Origin of the sequence: Streptomyces sp. NPDC047453, assembly GCF_040643155.1 — a bacterium.
In the GTDB taxonomy this organism is placed as follows: domain Bacteria; phylum Actinomycetota; class Actinomycetes; order Streptomycetales; family Streptomycetaceae; genus Streptomyces.
This window is the reverse complement of record NZ_JBEYTS010000020.1, coordinates 38,230-62,270: the sequence shown is the minus strand read 5'-3', so window position 1 is coordinate 62,270 and position 24,041 is coordinate 38,230. Positions and strand designations below refer to the sequence as shown.

Here is a 24,041-nt window from a genome sequence, read left to right as displayed (position 1 = left end):
CCGTGGGGCTGCTGACGAGCTGTGACACTTCTGTGGGAGCCGACGCTGATGACCGTGGGGGCGTGGACACGGCCGGTCGGCGGTGCGTACGTCTGGGGACTCGCTACGGACGAGGACGGTTCTTGGGCCAGGGAGGGGAACCCCGCCGCGCGCAGGCGTACGACGGGGAGTTGGGCGCGGCCGTCGCACGGGCTCAGGAAGGCGACGAGGAGGCCTTCGCCGTCGCGTACCGGTTGGCGCAGCCCGGACTGCTCGGGTATGTGCGCGGACTCGTCGGTGAAGACGCCGAGGACGTGGCGTCCGAGGCCTGGCTGGAGATCGCGCGGGACCTCGGCCGGTTCCGGGGCGACGGGGCGGGCTTTCGCGGCTGGACGGCGACCATCGCCCGGCACCGGGCGCTCGACCATCTGCGCCGGCGGCGGGTGCGGCCCCAGGCCGCCACACTGGAACAGGACGTCCTGGAGCTGCCCGGCCCGTACAGCACCCATGACCAGGCCCTGGAGTCCATGACCACCGAGCGCGCTCTCGACCTGGTCCGCCGGCTGCCCCGCGACCAGGCGGAGGCGGTACTGCTTCGGGTCGTCGTCGGCCTCGACGGCCCCGCCGCCGCACGTGTCCTCGGCAAACGGCCGGGCGCGGTGCGCACCGCGGCCTATCGGGGGCTGAAACGGCTGGCGCGGCAGCTCGAGGAGGAGGCCCGGGGCGGGGCGGGGGAGCGATGAGTGCCGAGGCAACGACCGGGGCCGCCACCCCCCACAGGAGAGGCCCCGGCCGTCGCGCGGCACGGGCCGCGCGGCCCGTACTCCTTACAGCGCCGAGCGTGCGGTTTCTGTCACACCTCACCCCGGCTCCGGTTAGTTGCACGTTGTACGGTCATGGACGGAAGGCGGTTTCAGGCCGTAACGTGCCTTTCGCGCCGAGGCGTGGCGGGCATGGCCACCGCAACGATCTGCCGCCTCGAACACCGCAACCATCAACCGAGGAATTACGACGGCCAGAGTCCGGTCCGCGACAGCGGTGCCGGTTCAGTCGCAAGGAAGGGCACCACGGGTGCTGGGGGACGACGCGGAGCTGACCGCCGCGGTGCTCGCGGCGCAGGACGGGGACGAGACCGCGTTCCGGACTGTGTACCGTGCCGTGCACCCGCGGCTGCTCGGATACATACGCACGCTGGTCGGCGACCCGGACGCCGAGGACGTGGCGTCCGAGGCCTGGCTCCAGATCGCCCGCGATCTGGAGCGGTTCAGCGGGGACGCCGACCGGTTCCGCGGCTGGGCCGCCAGGATCGCCCGCAACCGCGCTCTGGACCACATACGCATGCGCGGCCGCCGCCCCGCGATCGGCGGCGACGAGGCGGAACTGACCGGCCGGGCCGCGGAGTCCGACACCGCGGGCGAGGCCATGGAGGCCCTGGCCACCGGCAGCACCCTCTCGCTCATCGCCCAACTCCCGCAGGACCAGGCCGAGGCCGTGGTGCTGCGCGTGGTCGTGGGCCTCGACGCGAAGACCGCGGCGGAGACGCTCGGCAAGCGCCCCGGTGCCGTGCGCACCGCCGCGCACCGCGGTCTGAAACGGCTCGCGGAACTCCTCGGCGACGATTCGGAATCCCCCCACGCGCTCGATGCGCTGCCGCCTCCGCGAGAACCGCGCGGCCGCGCGGTGACATCCGCCGGTGTGACGCATATGCGTGCCCGGACGCAGAAGGACATGTGATGGCCGAGGAGCAGCACAGGTGGCTGGACCACGACACCGCGGAGCGTTTGCTGCGCGGGGAGCCACTGGACACCGTCGACATCACCGTCCTTCACCAGGCCGAACGGCTCGCCAAGGCGCTCGGCGCCCTGTCCGCCGAGTCGTACCCGTCTCCTCCGGCCGCCCGGGCATTCCCGGACCCGAACGCTTCTCCCGCCTCCGCGTACCCGGACGACTCCGCCGACGCCGCGCTGCCCGGTGAGGCCGCCGCGCTGGCCGCCTTCCGCAAGGCGCGCGCCGAGCGCGCCGACGAGCGGGCCGCGGAGGGGACCGACGTGCGCGGCGCGGCCCTCGGAGCGCACTCCCGTCCGCGTTCCCCGCTCGCCGACGACGTCGGGCTCGTCCGGATCGGCACGCACGCGCGTGGCGGTACGGGAGGGCGCGCCCGGCGTGCCGGGGCGCGGCGCCGGGGCCGACCAGTACGCCTCGCGGTGTCGGCCGCGCTCGCCGCGGGCGCGGTCGGCGGGGTCGCGGCGGCGGCCACCACCGGCGTGCTGCCGACGCCGTTCGGCGGCGACGAGCCCGCACCCGGCACCTCCGTCTCCGTCCCGGCGGCACCGGAACGCCCGCTGGTGTCGCCCTCGCCCGGCGGCACCACGGGCAGCGGTCCGGGCACGCCGAGGCCCGGCGGCACCACGACCGGTGCCACCGACGGCGACGCCGGAAGCACCCCGCACGAGGGCGGCACCGCCCCCGGCCGCGACGCGGCCACCGGCTCCGCCGGCGAACAGGGCGGTTCCGGCGACAGCTGGAACCGGCTGGTCTCGTCCTGCCGCGACCTGCGGGACGGCAAGACCCTGGACTCCGGCCGCCTGCGCGACCTGGAGGGAGCGGCCGGCGGCTCCACGCGCGTGTGGTCCTACTGCCGGGGTGTCCTGAAGGCGGTCGACGGCCGCTCCGGTGACACCGGCGGCGACGACCAGGGCCAGAACGACGGCGGCCACAACGGCAAGAGCGGCGGGAAGAGCAAGGGCGGCGGGAACGGCCAGGACGACAAGGGCGCCCCGGGCGAACAGGGTGACGACCAAGGCGGCGACAGAGACGGCAGCAGCGGCGACCTCGGTCTCCGCAAAGGCCTCGCACCCACAGTCCTCGCCCCGCAGCTCCCGGACTCCGCCTCGTCGGTCCCGGAAGAGCCGGCCCCGCCCTCGCCCTCGGCGTCGTCGCCGGGGCCCACCTACAGTGCCCTGTGATCCTGCTCCAGCGCCCTGTGATCACCCGCCTGCCGCTGCTCTGACCTGCGAGTTCGTTCCGCGGGAAAAATTGTCCCGGCGGGGTGTGACGTTTTCCGCGGCGGTGGCGCAGTAGTGAGTGAGCCGACTGGTCATCGGCCACCGCACAGAGCCGGGGTTCCCCCCGTACCCACGGCTCGTGCATTTCGGCGCGGGCGGGACACGTTCCCCCGGTCCCGCCCGCGCCCCCGCTCTCTCCCTCTCCTCCACTCTCCTCGCCGCGCCCCGTGCGTCACCAGTGCACGACGACCCTGTCGCCGATCCGCACCTGCGCGAACAGCCGTGAGACCGCCGCCTCGTCCCGAACGTTGACGCATCCGTGCGAGCCGCCCGCGTAACCGCGCGCCGCGAAGTCGTAGGAGTAGTGCACGGCCTGGCCGCCGCTGAAGAACAGCGCGTAGGGCATGGGGGAGTCGTAGAGCGTCGACACATGGTGCCGCGACTTCCAGTAGACCTGGAACACACCCTCGCGGGTGGGCGTGTACTCCGTCCCGAACCGCACCGCCATCGTCGAGAGCGTCCGCCCGTCCACCATCCAGCGCAGCGTCCGGCTGGTCTTGTCGATGCACAGCACCCGGCCGGTCAGGCAGCGCCGGTCCGGCGGGCCGGCCGGCTGACCGCCCATCAGGTACAGCTCCCACCGGCCCGGCTCGTGCGTCATCCGCAGCAGCCGCTGCCAGGTCCCCGTGTCGGTCCGCCCCGTCCGCGGCAGCCCGCGCTTTCCCTGGAAGCCCGTGACGGCCTGTTGGGTCAGGTCGTCGTAGGACCCGGTGGGCCCGTCGAACAGCCAGCCGATCTGGCGCAGCCGGGCCTGGAGCTCCCGGACGTCACGGCCGCTGTCGCCGCGGGACCACAGGACCCGGGCGGCGGTGCGGACCGGGGTCCGGGTCCGTCCCGCGTCGCCGGGGGCGCTGGTGCGGGCGCCGGGCGGCCCGGTGTCCGGGATCTCGATGTGCACCGGCGAGCGCGGCCGGCCGTCCGGGCCCGGGGACTGCACCGTGCAGCCGCACACGGCGGCCAGTGCCGTGGCCGCGGCGACGGCGGAGATCGCTCTCCTCATGCCCCTCATGCCCCTGGTACGCATGGCGCTCCCCGCTGTCTCACCGGCCTCCGTCGCCGGCGTACACCGGAATGTCTCCCCACAGGTGACGGGCGGCGAACCAGGGGGCAAGGTGGGGAGACAGAGTGACCACCAGGGCTGTGAGATAGCTCCCAGCGTGGGGCACTCCACCCGGCGCACGGCCGCCGCTACAGTCCGTGGCGAGAGTCGGTTGTACTGGCGGGTAACTGGCGAGTAACAAGGAAACGCGGAGGCACACACCATGGCGCGCGAGTCGGAGTCGGGGCTGCCCATCGAGCCGGTCTACGGGCCGGACGCCCTGAAGGGCTGGGACCCGGCCGAGAAGCTGGGCGAGCCGGGGGCCTACCCCTTCACCCGCGGTGTGTACCCCACCATGTACACGGGCCGCCCCTGGACCATGCGCCAGTACGCCGGCTTCGGCACGGCGGTGGAGTCCAACGCCCGCTACAAGCAACTGATCGCCAACGGCACGATGGGCCTGTCCGTCGCCTTCGACCTGCCCACCCAGATGGGCCACGACTCCGACGCGCCGATCGCGCACGGCGAGGTCGGCAAGGTGGGCGTGGCCATCGACTCGATCGACGACATGCGGGTGCTGTTCGGCGGGATCCCGCTGGACAAGGTGTCGACGTCGATGACGATCAACGCCCCCGCGGCGCTCCTGCTCCTGCTGTACCAACTGGTGGCGGAGGAGCAGGGGGTCGGCGCCGACAAGCTGACGGGCACGATCCAGAACGACGTGCTGAAGGAGTACATCGCGCGCGGGACGTACATCTTCCCGCCCAAGCCGTCCCTGCGGCTGATCGCGGACATCTTCAAGTACTGCAAGGCCGAGATCCCCAAGTGGAACACCATCTCGATCTCGGGCTACCACATGGCCGAGGCGGGCGCGTCCCCAGCGCAGGAGATCGCGTTCACCCTCGCCGACGGCATCGAGTACGTCCGCACGGCGGTCGCGGCCGGCATGGACGTCGACGACTTCGCCCCGCGCCTGTCGTTCTTCTTCGTCGCCCGTACGACGATCCTGGAGGAGGTCGCCAAGTTCCGCGCGGCCCGCCGGATCTGGGCGCGTGTGATGAAGGAGGAGTTCGGCGCGAAGAACCCCAAGTCGCTGATGCTGCGCTTCCACACGCAGACGGCGGGTGTCCAGCTGACGGCGCAGCAGCCCGAGGTGAACCTGGTCCGGGTCGCCGTCCAGGGCCTGGCTGCGGTTCTGGGCGGCACCCAGTCGCTGCACACGAACTCCTTCGACGAGGCGATCGCGCTGCCCACCGACAAGAGCGCGCGCCTGGCTCTGCGCACCCAGCAGGTCCTGGCGTACGAGACGGACGTGACCGCGACGGTGGACCCGTTCGCCGGCTCCTACGTCATCGAGAAGATGACGGACGAGGTGGAGGCGGCCACCGTCGCTCTGATGCGGAAGGTCGAGGACCTCGGGGGCGCGGTCTCGGCGATCGAGCACGGCTTCCAGAAGCAGGAGATCGAGCGCAGCGCCTACCGCATCGCCCAGGAGACCGACTCCGGCGAGCGGGTCGTCGTCGGCGTCAACCGCTTCGAACTCGACGAGGAGGAGCCGTACGAGCCGCTCCGCGTCGACCCCGCCATCGAGGCCCAGCAGGCCGAACGCCTGGCCAAGTTGCGCACCGAGCGCGACCAGACGGCCGTGGACACGGCGCTGTCCGCCCTGAAGAAGGCCGCGAAGGGCGAGGACAACGTCCTGTACCCGATGAAGGAGGCGCTGAAGGCCCGGGCGACGGTGGGCGAGGTGTGCAACGCGCTGCGGGAGGTCTGGGGCAACTACGTGCCGGGCGACGCCTTCTGAGCGACGGCCGCCCCCGCGCCGAGGGGGCGGACGGCCCGCCCGTCTCGTCCCCCGGAACCCGGCACCGCGGTGCCGCACCCCCGTGCGACACTCCTTGCCATGTTCGGAGTCATCCATCTCCCCACCTATCTGGCAGGGCTCGTCCTCATCGTCCTGCTTCCCGGGCCCAACTCGCTGTACGTGATCTCCGTCGCCGCCCGGCGCGGGATACGCGCCGGCTACACCGCCGCGGCGGGCGTCTGGTGCGGGGACACCGTGCTCATGACGCTGGGTGCGGCCGGGGCCGCCTCGCTGCTGAAGGCCAACCCCGTGCTGTTCGGGATCGTGAAGTACGCCGGCGCCGGATACCTGACCTGGATCGCGATCGGCATGCTGCGGACCGGCTGGGGCATGTGGCGGACCCGGCGCGAGAAGGCGGCGCTGGAGGAGGACTCCGCGCCGGCGGACGCCGCCGAGCGGCCGTTCCGCCGGGCCCTGGTCGTCAGCCTCGTCAACCCCAAGGCGATCCTGTTCGTCATCGCCTTCTTCGTGCAGTTCGTCGACCCGGCCTACGCCTATCCGGCGCTCTCCTTCGTCATCCTCGGCGCCTTCCTCCAGTTCGCCAGCGTCCTCTACCTCAGCGCGCTGATCTTCGGCGGCACCAAGCTGGCCGCAGCCTTCCGCCGCCGCAAGCGCCTGTCGGCGTCCGCGACCTCCGCGGCGGGCGTCCTGTTCCTGGGCTTCGCGGTGAAGCTGTCGCTGGCGAGCGCCTAGTGCTGTGACCGGAAATGCCGGGCGTCGCGAGCCGGTGAACCTTTCCGGTCGCAGCACCAGTCAGTCACCGGCCCGGCTGCGCGCGGGGCCGCGACAGCGCCGTGCGCAGCCTCGGGGTCAACCACCGCTCCACGTACCGGTGCAGCAGCCAGGCCAGCAGCAGCATCACGGCGACCGTCAGCAGGAAGGTGCCGTACGACGGGATGCCGAGGCGCTGGTGGAGCACATCGATGACGACCCAGCCCAGGTGCTCGTGGACCAGGTAGAAGGGGTAGGTGAGGGCGCCCGCGACCGTCAGCCAGCGCCAGTCCACCCGGCTCAGCAGGCCGAGCGCGATGGCGGCGACGGCGAGGAAGCCGAAGGTGACGACCAGGACGATGCCGTAGGCGCTGCGGTACGAGAAGGCGTGCACGCTCGGCGAGTGCCACAGCTCCTGCACCGCGTAGTGCTGGCCGATCAGCCAGCTCACGGCCACGATGCCCCAGGCGTAGGCGTCCCGCCGGTCCCGGTGCACCAGGTAGAGGCCCACGCCGCCGATGAAGAACGGGGCGTACTCCGGCATCAGCACGATGTCGAGCAGGGGCTGCTTCGCGCCCTGCGCGACGGCCGCGGCCAGCGTCCAGCCCGCGCAGAACAGGATCACGCGCCGGCGGCTCGCGCCGGGCAGCACGACGCACAGCGCGAACAGGGCGTAGAAGCGTATCTCCGCCCACAGCGTCCAGCACACGCCCAGCACCCGGTCGACCCCGAGCGGCATCTGGAGCATCGTCAGGTTCACCAGGGTGTCGCTCGGCGAGAGCGCCTGGTAGGCGACCACCGGCAGCGCGAACACCGCCGTGACCAGGATGACCGCCGCCCAGTACGCGGGCAGCAGCCGGGAGGCGCGGGAGGCGAAGAACGACCGCAGCGGCCGGCCCCAGCCGCTCATGCAGATGACGAAGCCGCTGATCACGAAGAACACCTGCACGCCGAGGCAGCCGTAGGCGAACCACGAGTGCAGCGTGGGGAACTGGTGCGCCGGTGAAGCCCCCCAGGCCTGGGTGACCGCGCCGCCCCGGCCACCGTAGTGGTAGGCCGCCACCATCAGCGCGGCCACCAGCCGCAGCCCGTCGAGGGCGCGCAGCCGGCCCCCCGGAGCCTTCGCCCGCGGTGGATCGGCCGGAGCGCGCCGGTCCAGGACGGCGTTGGCCTCGGCAGGCTGCGGATTCGATGTGCCCACGACCGTTCCGGTCACGCTTTCACCCCTCATGGTGCGTCGAGGGCTCGTTCCGTGCGCTTTCCAATCGTGTGCGCCGATAACGGAGAAGAGCCGTCCGACGAGAACCCTAAGGCGCCTCCGTGAGCGCTTTTGTTCGGCGAGGTCGGTGTTTGTCTGCTGGCCTCAATCGGTTCACCAGGGCGTCGCATTGCTTTCTTAACGTTTTTCAACCTTCCTCCCAGGCCCTTGGCAATTCCATGCCGTTTTCCCACCTTTCAGAGCAGGAGCACCATGACGAGGGTTCGCAGCAGATGGTCACGTTCCCGGCCCGGGGGACCGGCGTCCGCGGAACCCGGCCTGCCCGGCGCCGAGGTCACCCCGACGGAGCTGGAGGACTGCCTGCGCGCGTGCGCCGTCCACAGCGGCAAGGTCGTCGGCAGCCTTGACCCCCGCCGCGCGGCGCTGGCCGAACAACTGCGTCAACTGCTCGCCCTGTGGGCCGGACAGCAGCAGTCCGCGCCGGCGGCTTCCACGGCGGGCGGCCTGCTGCGGCGCGGCACCAAGGCGGTCGGCGGCGGCATCGGCAACGACCTGCTCGACGCCCTCCTCGCGGTCGCCAACAAGGCACTGGCCTGCGGCTACGACGACGAGCTGAACCTGGCGCTGCTCGTCAGCGACACCGTCCTGACCCAGCGCAAGAACTCCCGCGCCGGCTGGCGGCTGCGCGGCCGGCTGCTCGAGGCCATGGGTCTGCCGGTCGCGGCGGTCGAGGCCTACGAGCGCTACCTGGCCCTGACGAAGGAGGACGGGTTCGGCACCTCGGCCCGGATCGCGGGCATCCGCACCGCGCAGGACCGGCGCGCGGAGCTGCTCGCGCTGCTGGAGCGCGACGTCCCGGCCGCCGCCGGCTTCGCCGAGCGGCCCCCGACCGACGGGTGGGCCGAGGGACTTCAGGCGCACGCCGACGGCGACTGGGACGGCGCACAGGCCCGCCTGGTGGGCGCCCTGCTCGCCATGGACCGCACCGGATCCCCGGAGCAGGACTTCCTGGAAGCACTCAGCCAGTACCTCGACCTGGTCACCCGCATCCACGTCCGGCCCACGGCCGAACTGACCGAGGCCATCGGCCTCTTCGCCGAGCAGCGCCGCAACCGCCTGCGCGGACCGGTGGAAGACCCGCTCTTCGGCGGACTGGAGTGGATCACCCTCGGTGAGTTCCGCAACCAGATCTCCGGCAAGTCCGTCTGCCTGATCGCCAACTCCGGCAAGGTCGGCCAGAGTTCCCTGGGCTCCGAGATCGACGCCTACGACCTCGTCGTGCGCTTCAACTCGTACCGGATCGACCCCGTCCACACCGGCCGGCGCACGGACATCCACGTCACCATCCACAAGCACGGCTTCAACTGGGACCAGGCCGTGACCACCCGCCTGGTCTTCGGCGGGAACTCCAGCGACTGGAAGTACTCCCTGCGCCACCGGCTGGTGCCGGGCGCCCAGCGGTATCTCGGTGACGAGTCGCTGCGCTGGCCCGCGCGCAACATCGGGAACCTCGACACGGACGTGTTCCCCGGGATCCCCACCAGCGGCTTCAACATGCTCTGGCTGCTCGACTTCCTCGACGTCAGCCCCACCCTGGACCTGATCGGCTTCGACTTCTACGAGAGCGGCGCGTACCGCGTCGACGCCGCGATGAAGCTCCCCATCACGTCCGTCCACGAATACACCACTGAGAAGGCGTGGGTCATGGAACGGGCCCAGAGCGTCTCCGGCATGAGGATCTCCCTGCGATGACCGCGACCCCCATCTCCGCCTCCGGCCCCGTCGTCACCGCGGCCGGGACCCCGGCACCGGCCTCCGCCGAGGGCTCCGCCCGCGCGCTGACCGGCAAGCGCCGCATCGCCTTCGCCAGCTTCGTGGACGAGAACTACCTGCCCGGGTTCCTCGCCCTGCTGCGCTCGCTCGCGCTGTCCAACCCGGACGTGTGCGAGGACTTCGTCGTCCTGCACGACGACCTGCGCCCCTCCTCCATAGCCCGGATACGCGCCCTGCACCCGCGGATCGTGCTGCGCCGCGTCGACGCCGACCACTACGACTCGTACGTCAAGGGCGACCAGGACAACTACCTGGTGCGCAAGGCGTACTTCATCCTCGACGTCTTCCGCATCCGCGACTACGACACCGTGATCACCCTAGACACGGACATGGTGGTCCTCGGCTCGCTGGGCGAACTGCTCACGCTGCGCGAGGGGTTCGCGGCCGTGCCGCAGTTCTTCTACGGGGAGTCCAAGCTCAACAGCGGCCTGCTGGTGATCCAGAAGGAGCAGCTGAGCGACGAGTTCTGCGCGCGGATCGACGAGATCGGCCGCGCCGGCACCTACGAGCTCGACAAGCACGACCAGGGCATCCTGAACGCCCTGCTCGACGGCGACTTCGTCCGCCTCGACCCGAAGTACAACTTCGTCAAGCGCCGCCTGTCCGGCGACCTCCCGGTGCCCGAGGACACGGCCGTCCTGCACTTCACCGGCCGGCACAAGCCGTGGCAGGGCGGCGAGGCGGGCTACGAGCAGGCGCAGGAGCGCTGGCGCGAGTTCGACCTGGACGACGCCGAGCTGCACGCCGCCTTCCTCGCCCTCCCCGAGCCCCTGCACCGCGACCTGCTCGTGCACTACGGCACACCGCACGTGGAGCGCACCGGCGACCTCGACACCGCCCGCCGGGTCGCCCTCGCGCACATCGGCGCGGGCGACTACCAGTCCGCCGTCGACATCATGGAGCGGGTGCACATCCCGATCGACGAGGCCTGGCCGCACGAGGTCTACGGGCACGCCCTGATGAGCGTCTCCCGGTACGACGAGGCCAGGGCCCAGCTGCTGCTCGCCACCTCCGCGCCCAACCGCGCCGCCACCGCCTTCGCCCGGCTCGCCCAGATCGCCTGGGTGCACGGCGACGACGCCACCGCCCAGGGGTACGCCCTGGCCGGGGTCGGCGTCGACCCCACCCACCGGGCCGCCCGCCTCTGGCAGCGCCGTACCCTCGGCGGCGTGCCCACCCAGCAGCAGGGCAGCCCCGAGGACCAGCTGGCACACGTCGCCTTCTACATGGACCGCCAGGGCAACGCGGGCGACAAGCTCCTCCCGGAGAGCGTCCGCCTCGCCTTCGGGCCCGACACCACCTCCCGCCGCTGGCACCCGGTGCACGCCCACCGGCTGTTCGACGAGGCGGCCCTGGAGCGGGTCAACGCCCGCCGCGGCCTGGTCATCGGCGGCGGCGGACTGTTCATCCCGGACACCATGCCCAACGGCAACAGCGCCTGGCAGTGGAACGTACCCGACGCCCTGCTGAACCGCATCGACGTGCCCATCGCGGTCTACGCCGTCGGGTTCAACGCCTTCGACGGCCAGTCCTACCGCGCCGAGCGGTTCCGCACCTCGCTGCGCCTCCTCGTGGAGCGGGCGGCCTTCTTCGGGCTGCGCAACCACGGCTCGATCGAGAAGGTGCGGGCCATGCTCCCGTCCCACCTGCACGACAAGGTGCGCTTCCAGCCCTGCCCCACCACGGTCACCCGCCAGCTCGTCGCCGACTGGCAGGACCCGGCCGGGCGGGACGACACCATCCTGATCAACGCCGCCTACGACCGGGCCGGGCTGCGCTTCGGCCACGACTACGCCTACTTCCTGGGGCAGATGGCCGAGGCGGTCAAGGGCCTGCGCGGGCTGGCCGAGGTCAAGTGCGTGGCGCACTCGCTGGACGACGAGAAGATCGTCTTCGATCTGCGCCGCGAGTACGGCATCTCGATGCCCGTCATCCCGATGTACGACTTCGAGAACGACGCGATCCGCGACCTGTACGCCCGCACCAAGCTGGTGATCGGCATGCGCGGGCACGCCGGCATGATCCCGTTCGGCTGCGGCACTCCGGTCATCAGCCTGATCTCGCACCCGAAGATGGCGTACTTCCTGAACGACATCGAACGGCCCGAGTGGGGCGTGTCGGTGCACGACCGCCACCTCGGCGCACGCCTCGTGGAACGCGCCCGGGACCTGCTCGCCGACCACGACGCGACCGTCGCCGACGTGCACGGCCGGCAGCAGGAGCTGTGGAAGGTCACCGAGGCGAACGCCGCGGACCTGCGCGTCCTCCTGGGCGGCTGATCCGTGCCGACCGCACCGGCCGAGGGGGACGGCGGCACGGACGCCGTCCCCGGGCCCTCCGAGGGCGAACGCCGGTCACCGCTGTGGTGGCCGGCGTTCGCCCTGCCCGCCGTGGCGGCCGTGGTGTACACCGTGGCCACCCGGCGGCTCACCGGCGACATCCACTACGTCCTCGGCGCGCTGCGCACCGGCGGGGAGGCCGGCTACTCGCCGTCCGAGGTGTTCACGCACCGGCCGTTCTTCTACCGGTGGTTCGTCGCCGGCCTCGACCGGATCACCTTGGGCGGCACGGGCCTGCGCGAGACGCTGCTGGAGGCGGCCGGAGCGCTGCTCGCGGCCGCGGCCGCCGCGGCCCTGTACGCGGCGCTGCTGCGCCGGGTCACCGGGCGGGAGGCGGCCCTCACGGCGGGCGCCACCGGCCTGGCCCTGGCACTGGCCCCCCGCACCGACTTCCTCCAGCCGGAGTGGGCCGCGGTGGTGCTGACCGTGTTCGGCGTCGCCGCGGCGATCGGCCCGGCCCGGCCGTGGCCCGCGGCCCTGCTCGCGAGCCTGCCGCTGGGACTCGCGGTGATGATGAAGTACTCCACCGCAGCCACGGCCGCCATCGGAGTGCTGCTCGTCTACGCCGTCGACCGGGGGCGGGCCGTGCGGCTCGCCCTGGTCGCCGTGCCCACCGCGGCGGCCCTGTTCGGACTGAGCGTGCTCGCCGGGTCCCACGAGTGGCAGTGGACGCGGGACATGCCGCAGATCAACCAGTCGGCCCTGAGCCGCACCGGGATCCACCCGTCGTTCGTGCTCACCCGCTCCGTGGACTACCTGGCCGACCGGGCCGTACTCAGTCCCGTACTGCTGCTCCTGCCCGGAGCGCTGCTGCTGGTCCTGGGCCGGGTGCGCGGGCGGCTGCGGCGTGCCGAACTGCTGGCGGTCGCCGCGGCCACCGGCCTCGGCGCCCTGGCCGTCGTGGTCGTGCAGGGCAACTGGTTCCTCTACCACGCGGCGCAACTGCCCGTGCTCGCCGCCGCCCTGTGGGGCCTTGCCGTGGGAGGCGCGCGCCGCACACCGCCCCGGCTGTTCTGCGCCGTGTCACTGGGCTACGGGGCGCTGCCCGTGCTGTACGCCCGGGCCCCCGAGGGGGTGCAGCGGCCCGCGGTCGTCTGGGCGGCCGGTGCCCTCGCACTGCTCGCGGCCCTCGTGGACGCGCTGCTGGAGGCCCGAGGTCCCCGAAGAACCCAGGGAATCCGTCCGGCGTACGGGGTGTGGCACGCCTCGGCGGCCCTGGCCGCGGTGGTGTGCCTGGCCGCGAGCATCTGGCCCGGCTCCCCGCACCTGGCGATGAACGGCAGGGTCACGGTGACCAGCGGCGCCTATCTGCGCGGGATGCGGCACATCGAGGACGAGGCCGACCGGGTGCGGGCCGCGCTGCCGGCCGGTGCCCCGGTGCTCTACCTCGCGTTCGGCGACACGACGTACTACGTCGGCCACCCGGCCCGGTGCCGCTATCCGATCGCCACGTTCCTCCAGCGGAGCCGCTTCCTCCCGGATGTCGCCGGGCTGGCGTCGTTCCGGGAGAACGCCGACTGCGTCGATCACGACCCGGCCCCGTACGCGGTGCTGGAGCGGGGCTGGTTCCGGCCCGGCAAGGTCGACCCGGACCTCGCGCGGCGCATCGCCGCCGTGTACGACTGCCCGCCCGCGAGCGCCGGGGGCGATCTGGTCCTGTGCGTCCGCAGGAGCGGCGTGCGATAGGGCCTCCGAGCGGGCCCCGGCAGGACGGACGCGCCGCCGGGGCCTCGCGAGCCGCTGCCCGCCCGCTCAGCGCAGCCCGAGGGAGGCGGTGACCTCGCGGGCCAGGGCCACGGAGTAGCTCTGCCCCCGGTCCTGCGGGTAGATCTGCGCCATCGTCACCAGCTTGACCCGGCTCATCGGCGTGTCGTGGCCGGGGATCAGCGAGCGGTACTCCGGGGTCACCACCGGCTGGGCGAACCCGGCCTTCGAGAAGTGCCAGTCCTTGATCCAGGACGCGTCGAACTCCGGGTTGATCCGCCGCAGATACGGCAGGAAGGACGTCAGCAGCTCCGCCGGCTCGGTGGTGAACCGCCGGTCGTCGCGCTCCACGTAGTTGCCCACGTAGAGGATGTGCCGGCCGCCGTACACGGACGGGTCGATCATGCGGGTGTGCTCGACCACCGCGAGGAACGGGAAGCCGGGCTCGTTGATGTTGAGCCAGTAGTACGGGATCACGCTGCGGTCCAGCTCCAGCACGAAGCAGGTCGCGCCCAGGTACTGGTTCTTCCACACGGCGTCGTCGGCCGGCAGCCCCGCCGCCCTGGCGAAGGCGGGCTGCGGGGTCGTGACGATCAGCTGGTCGAACTCGTAGCGGGAGCCGTCCGCGCAGCGCACCACGGCGGGCGCGTCCGTGCCGTCCTGCCGGATCGACTCGACCGCCTTGCCGAACTCCACCTTGCCGCCGCGCTCCTCGACGCCGTCCCGCAGCGCCGCGTAGACCCGCTCGAACCCACCGTCCACATAGCCGAGTTCGAAGGTCCGGCAGTGGATGCGGGCCCACAGCCAGGCCATCGACACCTGCTCCGCCCGATCGCCGAACTTGCCGCGCAGCAGCGGCTCCCAGATCGCCTCGGTCGCCCTGCGCCCCGCCCGCCGGCGCAGCCAGGCCAGGGCGGTGCGGTCGTTGTACCGCTCACCGTGCCGGACCGCCTTCAACAGGGCGGACGAGCCGGCGAAGCGCACGGCGTCCAGCGGGGAGAACTCCGGGAAGCGCAGCATGTCGAACGGGGTGGTGAAGTCGATCAGCCGGCCCCCGCGGAAGATGCCCGTGGTGGGCTTGTGGAAGCGCAGCGCATCACCGAGCCCCAGCTCCTCGATCAGGGCGATCATGGCGCGGTCGCTGCGGAAGATGTGGTGGTAGTAGCGCTCCAGCGGTACGCCGCCCACCTCCAACGACGCCGCCAGACCGCCCAGTTCGCCGGCCGCCTCCAGGACGGTGACCTGGTGGCCGGCGCGTACGGCGTCCCAGGCGGCGGTCAGGCCGGTGGCACCCGCGCCGATGATGCCGAGGTTCATGCGAAGCTCCACTTTCTGTTGAGCACGAACTGGAGCGCCAGGACCAGGGGCAGCGAGCCCGCTTTGACGAGGTCGGCGCCGAAACCCAGCGCGTCGGTGAAGACGAGGAAGAGCAGGTTCGTCAGGACGATCCCGGCCAGCCCGACGGCGTAGAAGCGCAGGAAGCGCACCACGATCCGGTCGCGCCGGTCGAAGGTGAACAGCGCGTTGAGGGCGAAGTTGTTGGCGATGCCCAGGGTGGTGCTGAGCACGTTGGCGAACTGCTCGTCCATTCCCGCGGTGTTGTGCAGGAGCAGGAAGGCCACGAGATCGAGGACGACGCCGCTGCCGCCGATCAGGGTGTAGCTCAGCAGCTGGCGCAGGGTGCGGGACCGGCCCGGGGCCGGTTCTCCGGGCGCCCGGTCGGGGGACGCCTCGGGCGCGGCCGAGGTCTCAGACGCCACCGGGACCGTCCCGCTCGTCCGCGCGGGAGCCGATCACCTCGCGCACCAGGTACAGCGGGCGTGCCTGCACCTCGCCGTAGATGCGCCCTATGTAGCTGCCCAGCACCCCCAGGAACAGCATCTGGGTGCCGCCCAGGAAGAGCACCACCACCATCAGCATCGTCCAGCCGGAGACGGTGATGTCGGGCCGGAAGAACTTCATCGCCAGCGCGTAGCCGATGCCGGCCAGCGACAGCAGCAGCACCAGGAAGCCCAGCCGGGTGATCATCCGCAGCGGCACCGTGGAGAAGCTGGTCACCCCGTCGATCGCCAGCCGGGCCATCTTGCGCAGCGGGTACTTGGTCTCGCCCGCGAAACGCTCGTCGCGGTCGAACGCCACCTCGGTCTGGCGGAAGCCCATCGAGGCCACGATGCCGCGCACGAAGCGGCTGCGCTCGCGGTACCGGCGCAGCTCGTCGGCGACCCGCCGGTCCAGCAGCCGGAAGTCCCCGGTGTCCAGGGGGATGTCCACCTCGGCGCAGGACCGCAGGACGCGGTAGTACAGATGGGCCGTCGCCCGCTTGAACGCGGTGTCCTGCCGGCTGCGGCGGCGGGCGTGCACGATCTCGGCGCCCTCGCGCCAGGCGTCGACCAGCTCCAGGCTGATCCGCGGCGGGTCCTGGAGGTCGGTGTCCATCACGATCACCGCGTCGCCGACGGCGATGTCGAGGCCCGCGGTGATGGCGATCTGGTGCCCGAAGTTGCGGGCGAAGTCGACCACCCGGACGTGTCCGTCGTCCGCCGCCAGCTCCCTGAGGAGGGCGAGCGAGCCGTCCGAGGAGCCGTCGTTGACGTAGACCAGCTCGTAGTCGAGTTCCGGGCGTTCGGCGAGGGCGGCCGTGAGCGCGGTGTGGAAGGCGGCGATGCCGTCCTGCTCGTTGTAGACCGGCAGGACGTACGAGATCAGCGGCCGCCGGCCCGGCCGCGGCTGGGGCCGCGCGGGCCGGACGGGAGCCGCGGTACGCGCCGGCGGGCGGATGTCCTGCTGGGTCATCCTCTGCCCACCGGGCCGAACTCCGGGGAATTCACGCATGATTGGCGCATTGGGAGAAACTATGGAAGCCGCGTGAACCGCAGCCGAACGGTCCACGTCCAGTAGCCGTCCTCCCGTTTTCCCTTCGGAGGCGTCTCCTCGGGGCTTCCCGTCCCGAGCCGCCTCCTCAGAACTTCTTCTTCAAGGCGCGCGCCCGTCGTACGACCCGGCGCGCCGTGGCGCTGCGGGGGAGGAACGCCAGCCGCGCCGGGATGCCGCCCGGCAGGCCCAGCGAGGTGAGCCGGCGGCGCTTGAAGTAGCGCTGGGTGCGCGGTCCGAAGTGCTGGGAGAGGAAGCGTTCCGCCGCCGGGCGCAGACCCGGGTGGATCTGCGGCTGCATGGTGAAGCCGACGGCGGTGACCAGCCCGGTCAGCATGCCGGCGGCGACGGCGGCCTCCTGGCCGTCCTCCTGCCCCGCCTCCAGGTCCGGCAGCAGCGCGTCGGCCAGGACGGCGGGCACGCGGTTGCTGTTCTGGTAGGGCGTCAGGCGCTCGAGGACCAGACCGGTCCCGACCCGGACGACCGGCAGGCCCTGGAACGCGGAGGCGGTGAACAGCGCGGTCGAGAAGCATCCGACCACCAGCGCGGGCCGGGCCTTCTCGAACAGCACCTCGGCGAGGACGGGCAGGTCCAGGACGGTGAGGTCCGCGCCGAGCCGTTCCGCCTCGGCCTCCAGCGCCCGGCTGTAGCGGGCCGGAGCGGTCGGGTGCGGCTTGAAGACGACCGAGCGGTGCCCGCGGGCGACCGCGCCCCGCAACATCCGCACGTGCAGCTCTTCCTCCTCCTCGGCGGAGAGGATGTCCAGCGCGGACAGGTACTGGCCGAGCAGGACGGCGGCACGCTCGGGCAGCGGCGGAAGCTGCGGCACGGCGTCGCCGATCCGGCTCAGCACCTTCATGAACGCATCGGTCGGCAGGGCCTGTGCGGGCACGTCGAACTCGGTCAGCAGCAGCGGCGTCAGACCGGGGACCAGGTCCAGGTGGAGCAGCCGCCGCACCCGCGTGCCGACCAGCGGGTCGATCTTGTTGCGCGTGGGGCCGTAGCTCATCAGCCCGTCGGCGTAGACGTCGATGGGCGCCTCGGCGAACGACTGGGCGACGGCCAGGGCCGGGTTGACCTGGAGGGACTCCATCACCAGGGCCACACGGTCGTCGCCCAGGCCCCACAGCAGCCGCAGATGGCGCTCGAACAGCGGGAAGTCGTCGGGGCGCGGGGACCAGGCCCCGGGGTGGAAGGGGCGGATCGCCTCGTTCCAGGACAGCACGCCGTCGAAGTGGTCGCGCAGCGGTGCGAAGCCCGGCATCTCGTCGACGGCCGGGGTGATCTCCGGCGTCGCCGCGTTGTTGCACACCAGCAGCAGCCGGCGGTCCGCCTCGGGGAAGCAGTCGGACTCGATCGCGGCGGCCAGGGTGGCGGCGCCGTACAGCGTCGAGGCGCAGAAGATCTGGGTGGTGCGGGGCATCAGGAGGCCGCCTTCGCTGCGGGAACCCGGCGGCGCAGTCGACGCAGCCTGGAGGAACGGTTCAGGTCCATGGTGTCGAGGACGTCGGTGAGCAGCTCCTGCGGCAGCCGCTTGATCGCCGCCGCGCTCATGGTCCGGAGCTGCCTGGCCACCGACGGCTCGAACTTGTCGATCTCCGACAGATGGTGGGCGATGATCGCGCAGTAGGTGCGCACCGCCTTCGGCAGCAGCCGGTCGGCCTCCGGGTCGGCCGCGGTTTCCTCGATCACCTGGTCGAAGGCGCGGATGAAGTCGAGTTGCCGCACATCGCCGATCTGCGTGAGGGAACCGGCCACCCCGCGCCGGTAGAAGACGCCCAGCAGACCCACCACGGCGAACGACTCCGCCTCCCGGTGCAGCCGCCAGATCCACGGCCGGTCCTCGGCCGTGCGCAGACCGTCGGTGAAGTGCAGCAGCCCCCGGTCGACCAGCCGGCGGTGATAGACACCCGCCCAGGCGTAGGGGTAGTCGACGGAGGTGGTGCGGTCGGCGGGCAGGATCGCCTGCCGCGGGTCCATCACCTCGCCCCGCCGGCCGTGCGGGACACGCTGGATCGTGCGCGCCCGCGCGGTGCACTGCACATGGTCGGTGCGGACGAAGTCGCAGCCCAGCTCCTCGATCGCGGCGAGCAGCCGCGGGTAGTAGCCGGGGGCCAGCCAGTCGTCGCCGTCCAGGAAGGTCAGATACTCGCCGCGCGCCGTGTCGATCCCGGTGTTGCGCGCGGTCGCAAGGCCACCGTTCTTCTCATGTCTGACGTACACCGCCCCCGGCAGCTCGCGCTCCGCGCGCGCGAGGATGTCAGGGGTCTCGTCGCGCGAGCAGTCGTCGACGAGAATGAATTCGAAGTCCTCGCGGGCGTTCGCGCGCAGGCTCTTCAAGGTGTCGGACGCGTATTGCCGGACGTTGTAGAACGGCACGATGACGGAGAGCTTGACCACGTAGGTGACGTTAGGGCGCGGCCCCGCCCTCCGTCTTTACCCCCAGCTTGAGCTTGGGTGAACGACGCGTGGCGGCGCTGTGAACCCGCCCTTATTCCGGGCCGCCGGCGGCCTGATTCGCCATTCGGCGATGTGCTGTTAACCGTTTGTTGCGTTCGGGTTGGGCGGGACCTAGAAATGCCTTCCTACGGTCTTCGACGTGCCAGCCAGTGTGAAGAAGTCCCGGCGAGTCGCCGTTCTCGCGGATTCCGACACCCGGTGGAAATGGGGTGCCCTCACGGCGAACCGCTTGGTTTCCGCCGGTGTTTCCCCCGACTCGGGTGAACCGGACATCCGGCTCGACGGCTACCTGCTGCGGGGCCGTGCCACCCCCACCCCCCGCCAGCTCGAGGAGGTCGGCGTCCGTGCGGACCGTCTGAGCGAGGTCACCGCCGCCGAGTTCCTGCGCGAGATGGCGCAGGAGCCGTACGACGTCCTCGTGCTCGCCCTCGTCGGCGGCGGCGTCCAGGCCATGCTGCACGGACTGGCCCACGCCTGGCAGGGCCGCACCGAGCGGCCCGTGGTCGTCACCGGCTACGTCGGCGTCGTCTACGAGAAGCTCACCGACGGTCTGCTGCTGCGGCACGGCGCCGACCTCGTCCTCGCCAACTCCCGTCAGGACGCGGACCGTTTCCGGGCCGTGTACGAGGGAGTGGGCGCCGACGCCTCGTCGGTGACCGAGGTGGCGCTGCCGTTCCTCGGCGGCGCCGTGCACACTTCGGACCGGGCGGAGGACGACCCCTACACGGTCGTCTTCGCCGCGCAGCCCTCCGTGCCGCAGAGCCGCGGGGACCGCGCCTACCTGCTGGACCGGCTGATCCGGCACGCCCGCCGGCACCCCGGGCGCGAGGTCCTGCTCAAGCTCCGCTCCAAGCCGGGCGAGCACACCACGCACATCGAGGAACTGCCGTACCAGAAGCTGGCCCAGCGCAAGGACCTGCCCGCCAACTTCCGCCTGGTGTACGGGAACATGGGCGAGGTCCTGGACCGCACCGACCTGCTGGTCACGGTGAGTTCCACGGCCGCCCTGGAGTCCCTGCACCGGCGCATCCCCACCGTCGTCCTGACCGACCTCGGGGTGCGGGAGGCGCTCGGCAACCACCACTTCGTGGGCTCCGGCTGCCTGGCCTCCTGGGACCAGCTCGACGACGGCCACGAGCCGGAACCGGACCCGTGGTGGGTGGCCCGCCAGGGCGTCGCCACCGGAGGCTCGTACGAGGCCGCCTTCGACAGGGCCCGCCTGCGCGTCGACGAACTGCTCGCCGCCGGTGAACTCCCGCCGCTGAAGCCCTACTACACCCCCGTCACGGCCCCCGGCTATCTGCCCGGCGTCCTCGCCCGCCACCACCTCGCCCCCGACGGCAGCCCGCTGCCGGGCGCGCCCGCCGCCGACCGGTCGCCCGGCCCCGTACGCCGGATCTTCCGCCATGCCGCCCGCGGCGCCTACCGCCATGGTGTGCAGCGCGTGGCGCCCGTGATCCGGCGGATGGGGGAGCTGTGAGCGACCGCGTCCCACACCAAGGAGTGCAGCCCATGACCGACGCCCACCCGGACGCGGGATCCGGCGCCCCGGCGCGCCGCGTGCTCGCGGTGATACCCGCGCGCGGCGGCTCCAAGGGCGTACCCGCGAAGAACCTCGCCCCCGTCGGCGGTGTCCCGCTGGTCGCCCGTGCCGTGCGCGAGTGCCGGGCGGCCCGGCTGGTGACCGACGTGGTGGTCTCCACCGACGACCAGGCCATCGCGGCCGCCGCCCGCCAGGCCGGCGCCGAGGTGGTGCTGCGGCCGGCCGCCATCGCCGGTGACACCGCCACCTCCGAGGCCGCCGTGCTGCACGCCATGGACGCGCACGAGGCACTGCACGGCGCCCCGGTGGACGTGGTGCTGCTCGTGCAGTGCACCAGTCCGTTCCTGCGGAGCGAGGACGTCGACGGGGTCGCGGGCGCGGTCGTCGAGGACGGCGCCGACACCGCGGTGACCGTGGCGCCCTTCCACGGCTTCGTGTGGCGGGACGCCGCGGACGACCCGGTGACCGCCGGCGCGCCGTCGGACACGGTCGCCGCCGAGTCCCCGGCCACCGAGGGCGGTTACGGCGTCAACCACGACAAGTCCTTCCGCCCGCGCCGCCAGGACCGCCCCCAGGACCTGCTGGAGACCGGCGCCGCCTACGCCATGTCGGCGCCCGGGTTCCGTACGCACCAGCACCGCTTCTTCGGTCGTACGGAGCTCGTCCGCACCGACCCGGCGCGGGTGCTGGAGATCGACGACCCGCACGACCTGGCGCGGGCGCGCGCGCTGGCACCGCTGTTCGACGCCAACCGGCCGGGGGCCCTGCCCACCGCCGCCGACGTGGACGCGGTCGTACTCGACTTCGACGGCACCCAGACCGACGACAGGGTGCTGATCGACTCCGACGGACGGGAGTTCGTCTCCGTGCACCGCGGGGACGGCCTCGGCATCGCGGCGCTGCGCGACAGCGGCCTGACGATGCTGATCCTGTCCACGGAACAGAACCCGGTCGTCGCCGCCCGCGCCCGGAAGCTCAGGCTTCCGGTGCTGCACGGCATCGACCGCAAGGACCTCGCGCTGAAGCAGTGGTGCGAGGAGCAGGGCATCGCGCCCGAGCGCGTGCTCTACGTCGGCAACGACGTCAACGACCTCCCGTGCTTCTCCCTCGTGGGATGGCCCGTGGCGGTCGCGAGCGCCCACGACGTCGTACGCGGCGCCGCACGCGCGGTCACCACCGTCCCCGGCGGCGACGGCGCGATCCGAGAGATCGCCAGCTGGATCCTCGGCCCCTCTCTCGATTCCCTCACCAAGTAAGGACGATTCCTGCCATGAGCACCAACTCCCGCATCCGCACCTTCGGTTCGCGCGAGGCCGGCCCCGGCCGCCCGGTCTACGTCACCGGTGAGATCGGCATCAACCACAACGGCGACATCGAGAACGCCTTCAAGCTGATCGACGCGGCCGCCGAGGCCGGCTGCGACGCCGTGAAGTTCCAGAAGCGCACGCCCGAGATCTGCACCCCGCGCGACCAGTGGGACATCGAGCGCGACACCCCCTGGGGCCGGATGACCTACATCGACTACCGCCACCGCGTGGAGTTCGGTGAGGACGAGTACCGCCGGATCGACGAGTACTGCCGCGAGAAGGGCATCGCCTGGTTCGCCTCCCCGTGGGACACCGAGGCCGTCGCCTTCCTGGAGAAGTTCGACGTGCCGGCCCACAAGGTGGCCTCCGCCTCCTTGACGGACGACGAGCTGCTGCGCGCCCTGCGCGCGACGGGCCGCACGATCATCCTCTCCACCGGCATGTCCACGCCCAAGCAGATACGCCACGCGGTGGAGGTGCTGGGCTCGGACAACATCCTGCTGTGCCACGCCACGTCGACGTACCCGGCGAAGGCCGAGGAGCTGAACCTGCGCGTGATCAACACCCTGGAGAAGGAGTACCCGAACGTCCCGATCGGCTACTCCGGCCACGAGACGGGCCTGCAGACCACGCTGGCCGCGGTCGCCCTGGGCGCCGTCTTCGTCGAGCGCCACATCACCCTGGACCGCGCCATGTGGGGCTCCGACCAGGCCGCCTCCGTGGAGCCGCAGGGCCTGCAGCGCCTGGTCCGCGACATCCGCACGATCGAGGCCTCCCTCGGCGACGGCGTCAAGAAGGTCTACGACTCCGAGCTCGGCCCGATGAAGAAGCTGCGCCGCGTCACCGGCGTCGTCGCCGAGGCGGAGATCGCCGCGGCGGCGGGCGAGCCGGTCGCGGTGTGAGCCCCAGCCCCTTAACACGGACGGTCCCGCGCCGATGAGCCCCCACACCCTCGCCTTCGTCGAGAGCCCGGTACAACTGCTGAACGTGCTGGAATGGGCTCACGCCCGCGGCCACACCACCGACCGCGCCCCCGATCCGGGCGGGACCGCTCCCGGCGCCCGCCCGGAGGCCGGGATCACCCTCGTCGTGCTGTCGCCGACCGATCCGATGAGCCGCGGTCAGCTGCGGCGGATGGCCCAGCTGGCCCGCGACGAGGGCCACGAGGTGCGGTGGGAGGAGGCGCGGGGCGGCGCCGGGGCGCCGCTACGGACCATCGGAGGCCTGGCCGGGCCGCTCCGGCGGGTCGAGCGGGTCGTGATGGGGGACCCGTTCTCGCGGTATGTGCAGCTGCTGCTGACGATCACCAAGGCGCGGGACCTCGTGGTCGTGGACGACGGCACGGCGACGATGGAGTTCGTCGGCCAGCTCGCCCGCGGGGAGCGGCTGGTGCGCTGGCACCGCAAGGGCGGCCGCCGCGGCCCGCGGGACCTCGTCCTCGGCCCGGTGTCGGCCGTCGCCCGGCGCCGGCTCACCCCTCGCGGGGAGCGCCGGGTGGAGGTGTTCTCGTCCATGCCGATCGACGAGACCCCGCGGGGTGTGACCGTCACCGCGAACCGCTTCGCCTGGACCCGCGACCGCTTCGGCCCGCCCAGCGTCACCACGAGCGCCGACCTGGTCGGCACATCACTGGTGGAGACGGGCGTCGTCGACGCCGACCGGTACGTGGACGCCGTACGGGCACTGGCCAGGACGCACGGGGCGACCCGCTACTTCGCCCACCGGCGCGAGAGCGCCGAGAAGCTGCACCGCCTGGCCGTGGAGACGGGCCTGCAGATCGTCCGCCCCGAACTGCCCCTGGAGCTGATCGCCCGCCGGGGCCCGATCGGCCGCACGATCCTCAGCTTCCCCTCCACCGTCGTCCACACCCTGCCGCTCGCCCTGGCCGGCACCGAGGTGCGCGTCACCGTCTGCGACATCGATCCGAGCTGGCTGACGGCGCACGCCTCCCCGCGGGCCCAGGGCTTCCTGTCGGGGGTGACGGGCACCGCCCGGGACGTGCACCGCCTCGCCCGTACGGCCCAGGCCGGCTGAGCGCCCGCCGGGACTTTCCTGGGCGGTCCCGAGGAGTCCCGGCGGGGTGCGGGAATGGTCCGGATGACGTCCG

19 protein-coding genes are annotated in these 24,041 nt (G+C 72.2%); 12 read left to right on the top strand and 7 right to left on the bottom strand.

Features of this window, described 5'->3' with window-relative positions; genetic code table 11:
- Positions 1–122 precede the first annotated feature (122 nt).
- The 3 genes from ABZ818_RS19560 to ABZ818_RS19550 all read left to right on the top strand — a co-directional run bounded on the left by ABZ818_RS19560 (position 123) and on the right by ABZ818_RS19550 (position 2,945).
- On the top strand, positions 123–722 hold the full coding sequence (locus ABZ818_RS19560) for an RNA polymerase sigma factor (RefSeq protein ID WP_361415911.1): 600 nt from the start codon (positions 123–125) through the stop codon (positions 720–722).
- A 328-nt stretch (positions 723–1,050) separates the two neighbouring features.
- On the top strand, positions 1,051–1,713 hold the full coding sequence (locus ABZ818_RS19555) for an RNA polymerase sigma factor (RefSeq protein WP_361415909.1): 663 nt from the start codon (positions 1,051–1,053) through the stop codon (positions 1,711–1,713).
- The gene (locus ABZ818_RS19550) at positions 1,713–2,945 is read left to right on the top strand and encodes an extensin (protein WP_361415907.1); all 1,233 of its coding nucleotides are present in this window, start codon (positions 1,713–1,715) and stop codon (positions 2,943–2,945) included. Before ABZ818_RS19555 ends, ABZ818_RS19550 begins: the two co-directional genes overlap by 1 nt.
- Before the next feature lie 271 nt (positions 2,946–3,216).
- Here ABZ818_RS19550 and ABZ818_RS19545 read toward each other — a convergent pair whose 3' ends face one another.
- On the bottom strand, positions 3,217–4,044 hold the full coding sequence (locus ABZ818_RS19545; RefSeq protein WP_361415905.1) for a L,D-transpeptidase family protein: 828 nt from the start codon (positions 4,042–4,044) through the stop codon (positions 3,217–3,219).
- A gap of 262 nt (positions 4,045–4,306) precedes the next feature.
- On the opposite strand from ABZ818_RS19545, the gene ABZ818_RS19540 reads away from it, so the two are divergent.
- The gene (locus ABZ818_RS19540) at positions 4,307–5,887 is read left to right on the top strand and encodes a methylmalonyl-CoA mutase family protein (RefSeq protein WP_361415903.1); all 1,581 of its coding nucleotides are present in this window, start codon (positions 4,307–4,309) and stop codon (positions 5,885–5,887) included.
- 99 nt (positions 5,888–5,986) lie between these two features.
- Positions 5,987–6,640 carry a leucine efflux protein LeuE gene (gene leuE / locus ABZ818_RS19535; RefSeq protein ID WP_361415901.1) on the top strand — a complete coding sequence of 218 codons (654 nt, stop codon included), beginning with the start codon at positions 5,987–5,989 and terminating at the stop codon, positions 6,638–6,640.
- A gap of 64 nt (positions 6,641–6,704) precedes the next feature.
- Here the strand turns inward: leuE and ABZ818_RS19530 are convergent, their stop codons facing one another.
- On the bottom strand, positions 6,705–7,874 hold the full coding sequence (locus tag ABZ818_RS19530) for an acyltransferase (protein WP_361415899.1): 1,170 nt from the start codon (positions 7,872–7,874) through the stop codon (positions 6,705–6,707).
- Positions 7,875–8,129: 255 nt separating this feature from the next.
- Between ABZ818_RS19530 and ABZ818_RS19525 the strand changes: the two genes are divergently transcribed.
- From ABZ818_RS19525 to ABZ818_RS19515, 3 genes are read left to right on the top strand one after another with little or no spacing between them, the layout of a single operon-like run.
- Positions 8,130–9,629: a glycosyltransferase family 29 protein gene (locus tag ABZ818_RS19525; protein WP_361415897.1), complete on the top strand. Its 1,500-nt coding sequence runs from the start codon at positions 8,130–8,132 to the stop codon at positions 9,627–9,629.
- A complete protein-coding gene (locus tag ABZ818_RS19520; protein ID WP_361415895.1) occupies positions 9,626–11,989 on the top strand; it encodes a glycosyltransferase in 2,364 nt (787 codons plus the stop codon). The genes ABZ818_RS19525 and ABZ818_RS19520 overlap by 4 nt, the downstream gene beginning before the upstream one ends.
- 3 nt (positions 11,990–11,992) lie before the next feature.
- On the top strand, positions 11,993–13,735 hold the full coding sequence (locus ABZ818_RS19515) for a hypothetical protein (RefSeq protein WP_361415893.1): 1,743 nt from the start codon (positions 11,993–11,995) through the stop codon (positions 13,733–13,735).
- A gap of 66 nt (positions 13,736–13,801) precedes the next feature.
- Here ABZ818_RS19515 and ABZ818_RS19510 read toward each other — a convergent pair whose 3' ends face one another.
- The 5 genes from ABZ818_RS19510 to ABZ818_RS19490 all read right to left on the bottom strand — a co-directional run bounded on the left by ABZ818_RS19510 (position 13,802) and on the right by ABZ818_RS19490 (position 19,024).
- On the bottom strand, positions 13,802–15,070 hold the full coding sequence (locus ABZ818_RS19510; protein WP_361415891.1) for an NAD(P)/FAD-dependent oxidoreductase: 1,269 nt from the start codon (positions 15,068–15,070) through the stop codon (positions 13,802–13,804).
- On the bottom strand, positions 15,067–15,513 hold the full coding sequence (locus ABZ818_RS19505; RefSeq protein WP_361415889.1) for a GtrA family protein: 447 nt from the start codon (positions 15,511–15,513) through the stop codon (positions 15,067–15,069). The genes ABZ818_RS19510 and ABZ818_RS19505 overlap by 4 nt, the downstream gene beginning before the upstream one ends.
- Positions 15,503–16,546 (bottom strand): glycosyltransferase family 2 protein, encoded by a 1,044-nt coding sequence (locus ABZ818_RS19500; protein WP_361415887.1) that lies wholly within the window; start codon positions 16,544–16,546, stop codon positions 15,503–15,505. The genes ABZ818_RS19505 and ABZ818_RS19500 overlap by 11 nt, the downstream gene beginning before the upstream one ends.
- A gap of 166 nt (positions 16,547–16,712) precedes the next feature.
- Positions 16,713–18,047, bottom strand: a complete 1,335-nt coding sequence (locus ABZ818_RS19495; protein ID WP_361415885.1) for an alpha-2,8-polysialyltransferase family protein — start codon at positions 18,045–18,047, stop codon at positions 16,713–16,715.
- Positions 18,047–19,024: a glycosyltransferase family 2 protein gene (locus ABZ818_RS19490; RefSeq protein WP_361415883.1), complete on the bottom strand. Its 978-nt coding sequence runs from the start codon at positions 19,022–19,024 to the stop codon at positions 18,047–18,049. The genes ABZ818_RS19495 and ABZ818_RS19490 overlap by 1 nt, the downstream gene beginning before the upstream one ends.
- A gap of 199 nt (positions 19,025–19,223) precedes the next feature.
- Between ABZ818_RS19490 and ABZ818_RS19485 the strand changes: the two genes are divergently transcribed.
- From ABZ818_RS19485 to ABZ818_RS19470, 4 genes are read left to right on the top strand one after another with little or no spacing between them, the layout of a single operon-like run.
- The gene (locus ABZ818_RS19485) at positions 19,224–20,564 is read left to right on the top strand and encodes a DUF6716 putative glycosyltransferase (RefSeq protein ID WP_361415881.1); all 1,341 of its coding nucleotides are present in this window, start codon (positions 19,224–19,226) and stop codon (positions 20,562–20,564) included.
- 32 nt (positions 20,565–20,596) lie between these two features.
- Positions 20,597–21,883, top strand: a complete 1,287-nt coding sequence (locus ABZ818_RS19480) for an acylneuraminate cytidylyltransferase (protein ID WP_361415879.1) — start codon at positions 20,597–20,599, stop codon at positions 21,881–21,883.
- A 14-nt stretch (positions 21,884–21,897) separates the two neighbouring features.
- Positions 21,898–22,836: an N-acetylneuraminate synthase family protein gene (locus tag ABZ818_RS19475; protein ID WP_361415877.1), complete on the top strand. Its 939-nt coding sequence runs from the start codon at positions 21,898–21,900 to the stop codon at positions 22,834–22,836.
- A gap of 34 nt (positions 22,837–22,870) precedes the next feature.
- Positions 22,871–23,968 carry a hypothetical protein gene (locus ABZ818_RS19470; protein ID WP_361415875.1) on the top strand — a complete coding sequence of 366 codons (1,098 nt, stop codon included), beginning with the start codon at positions 22,871–22,873 and terminating at the stop codon, positions 23,966–23,968.
- The last annotated feature ends 73 nt before the right edge of the window (positions 23,969–24,041 follow it).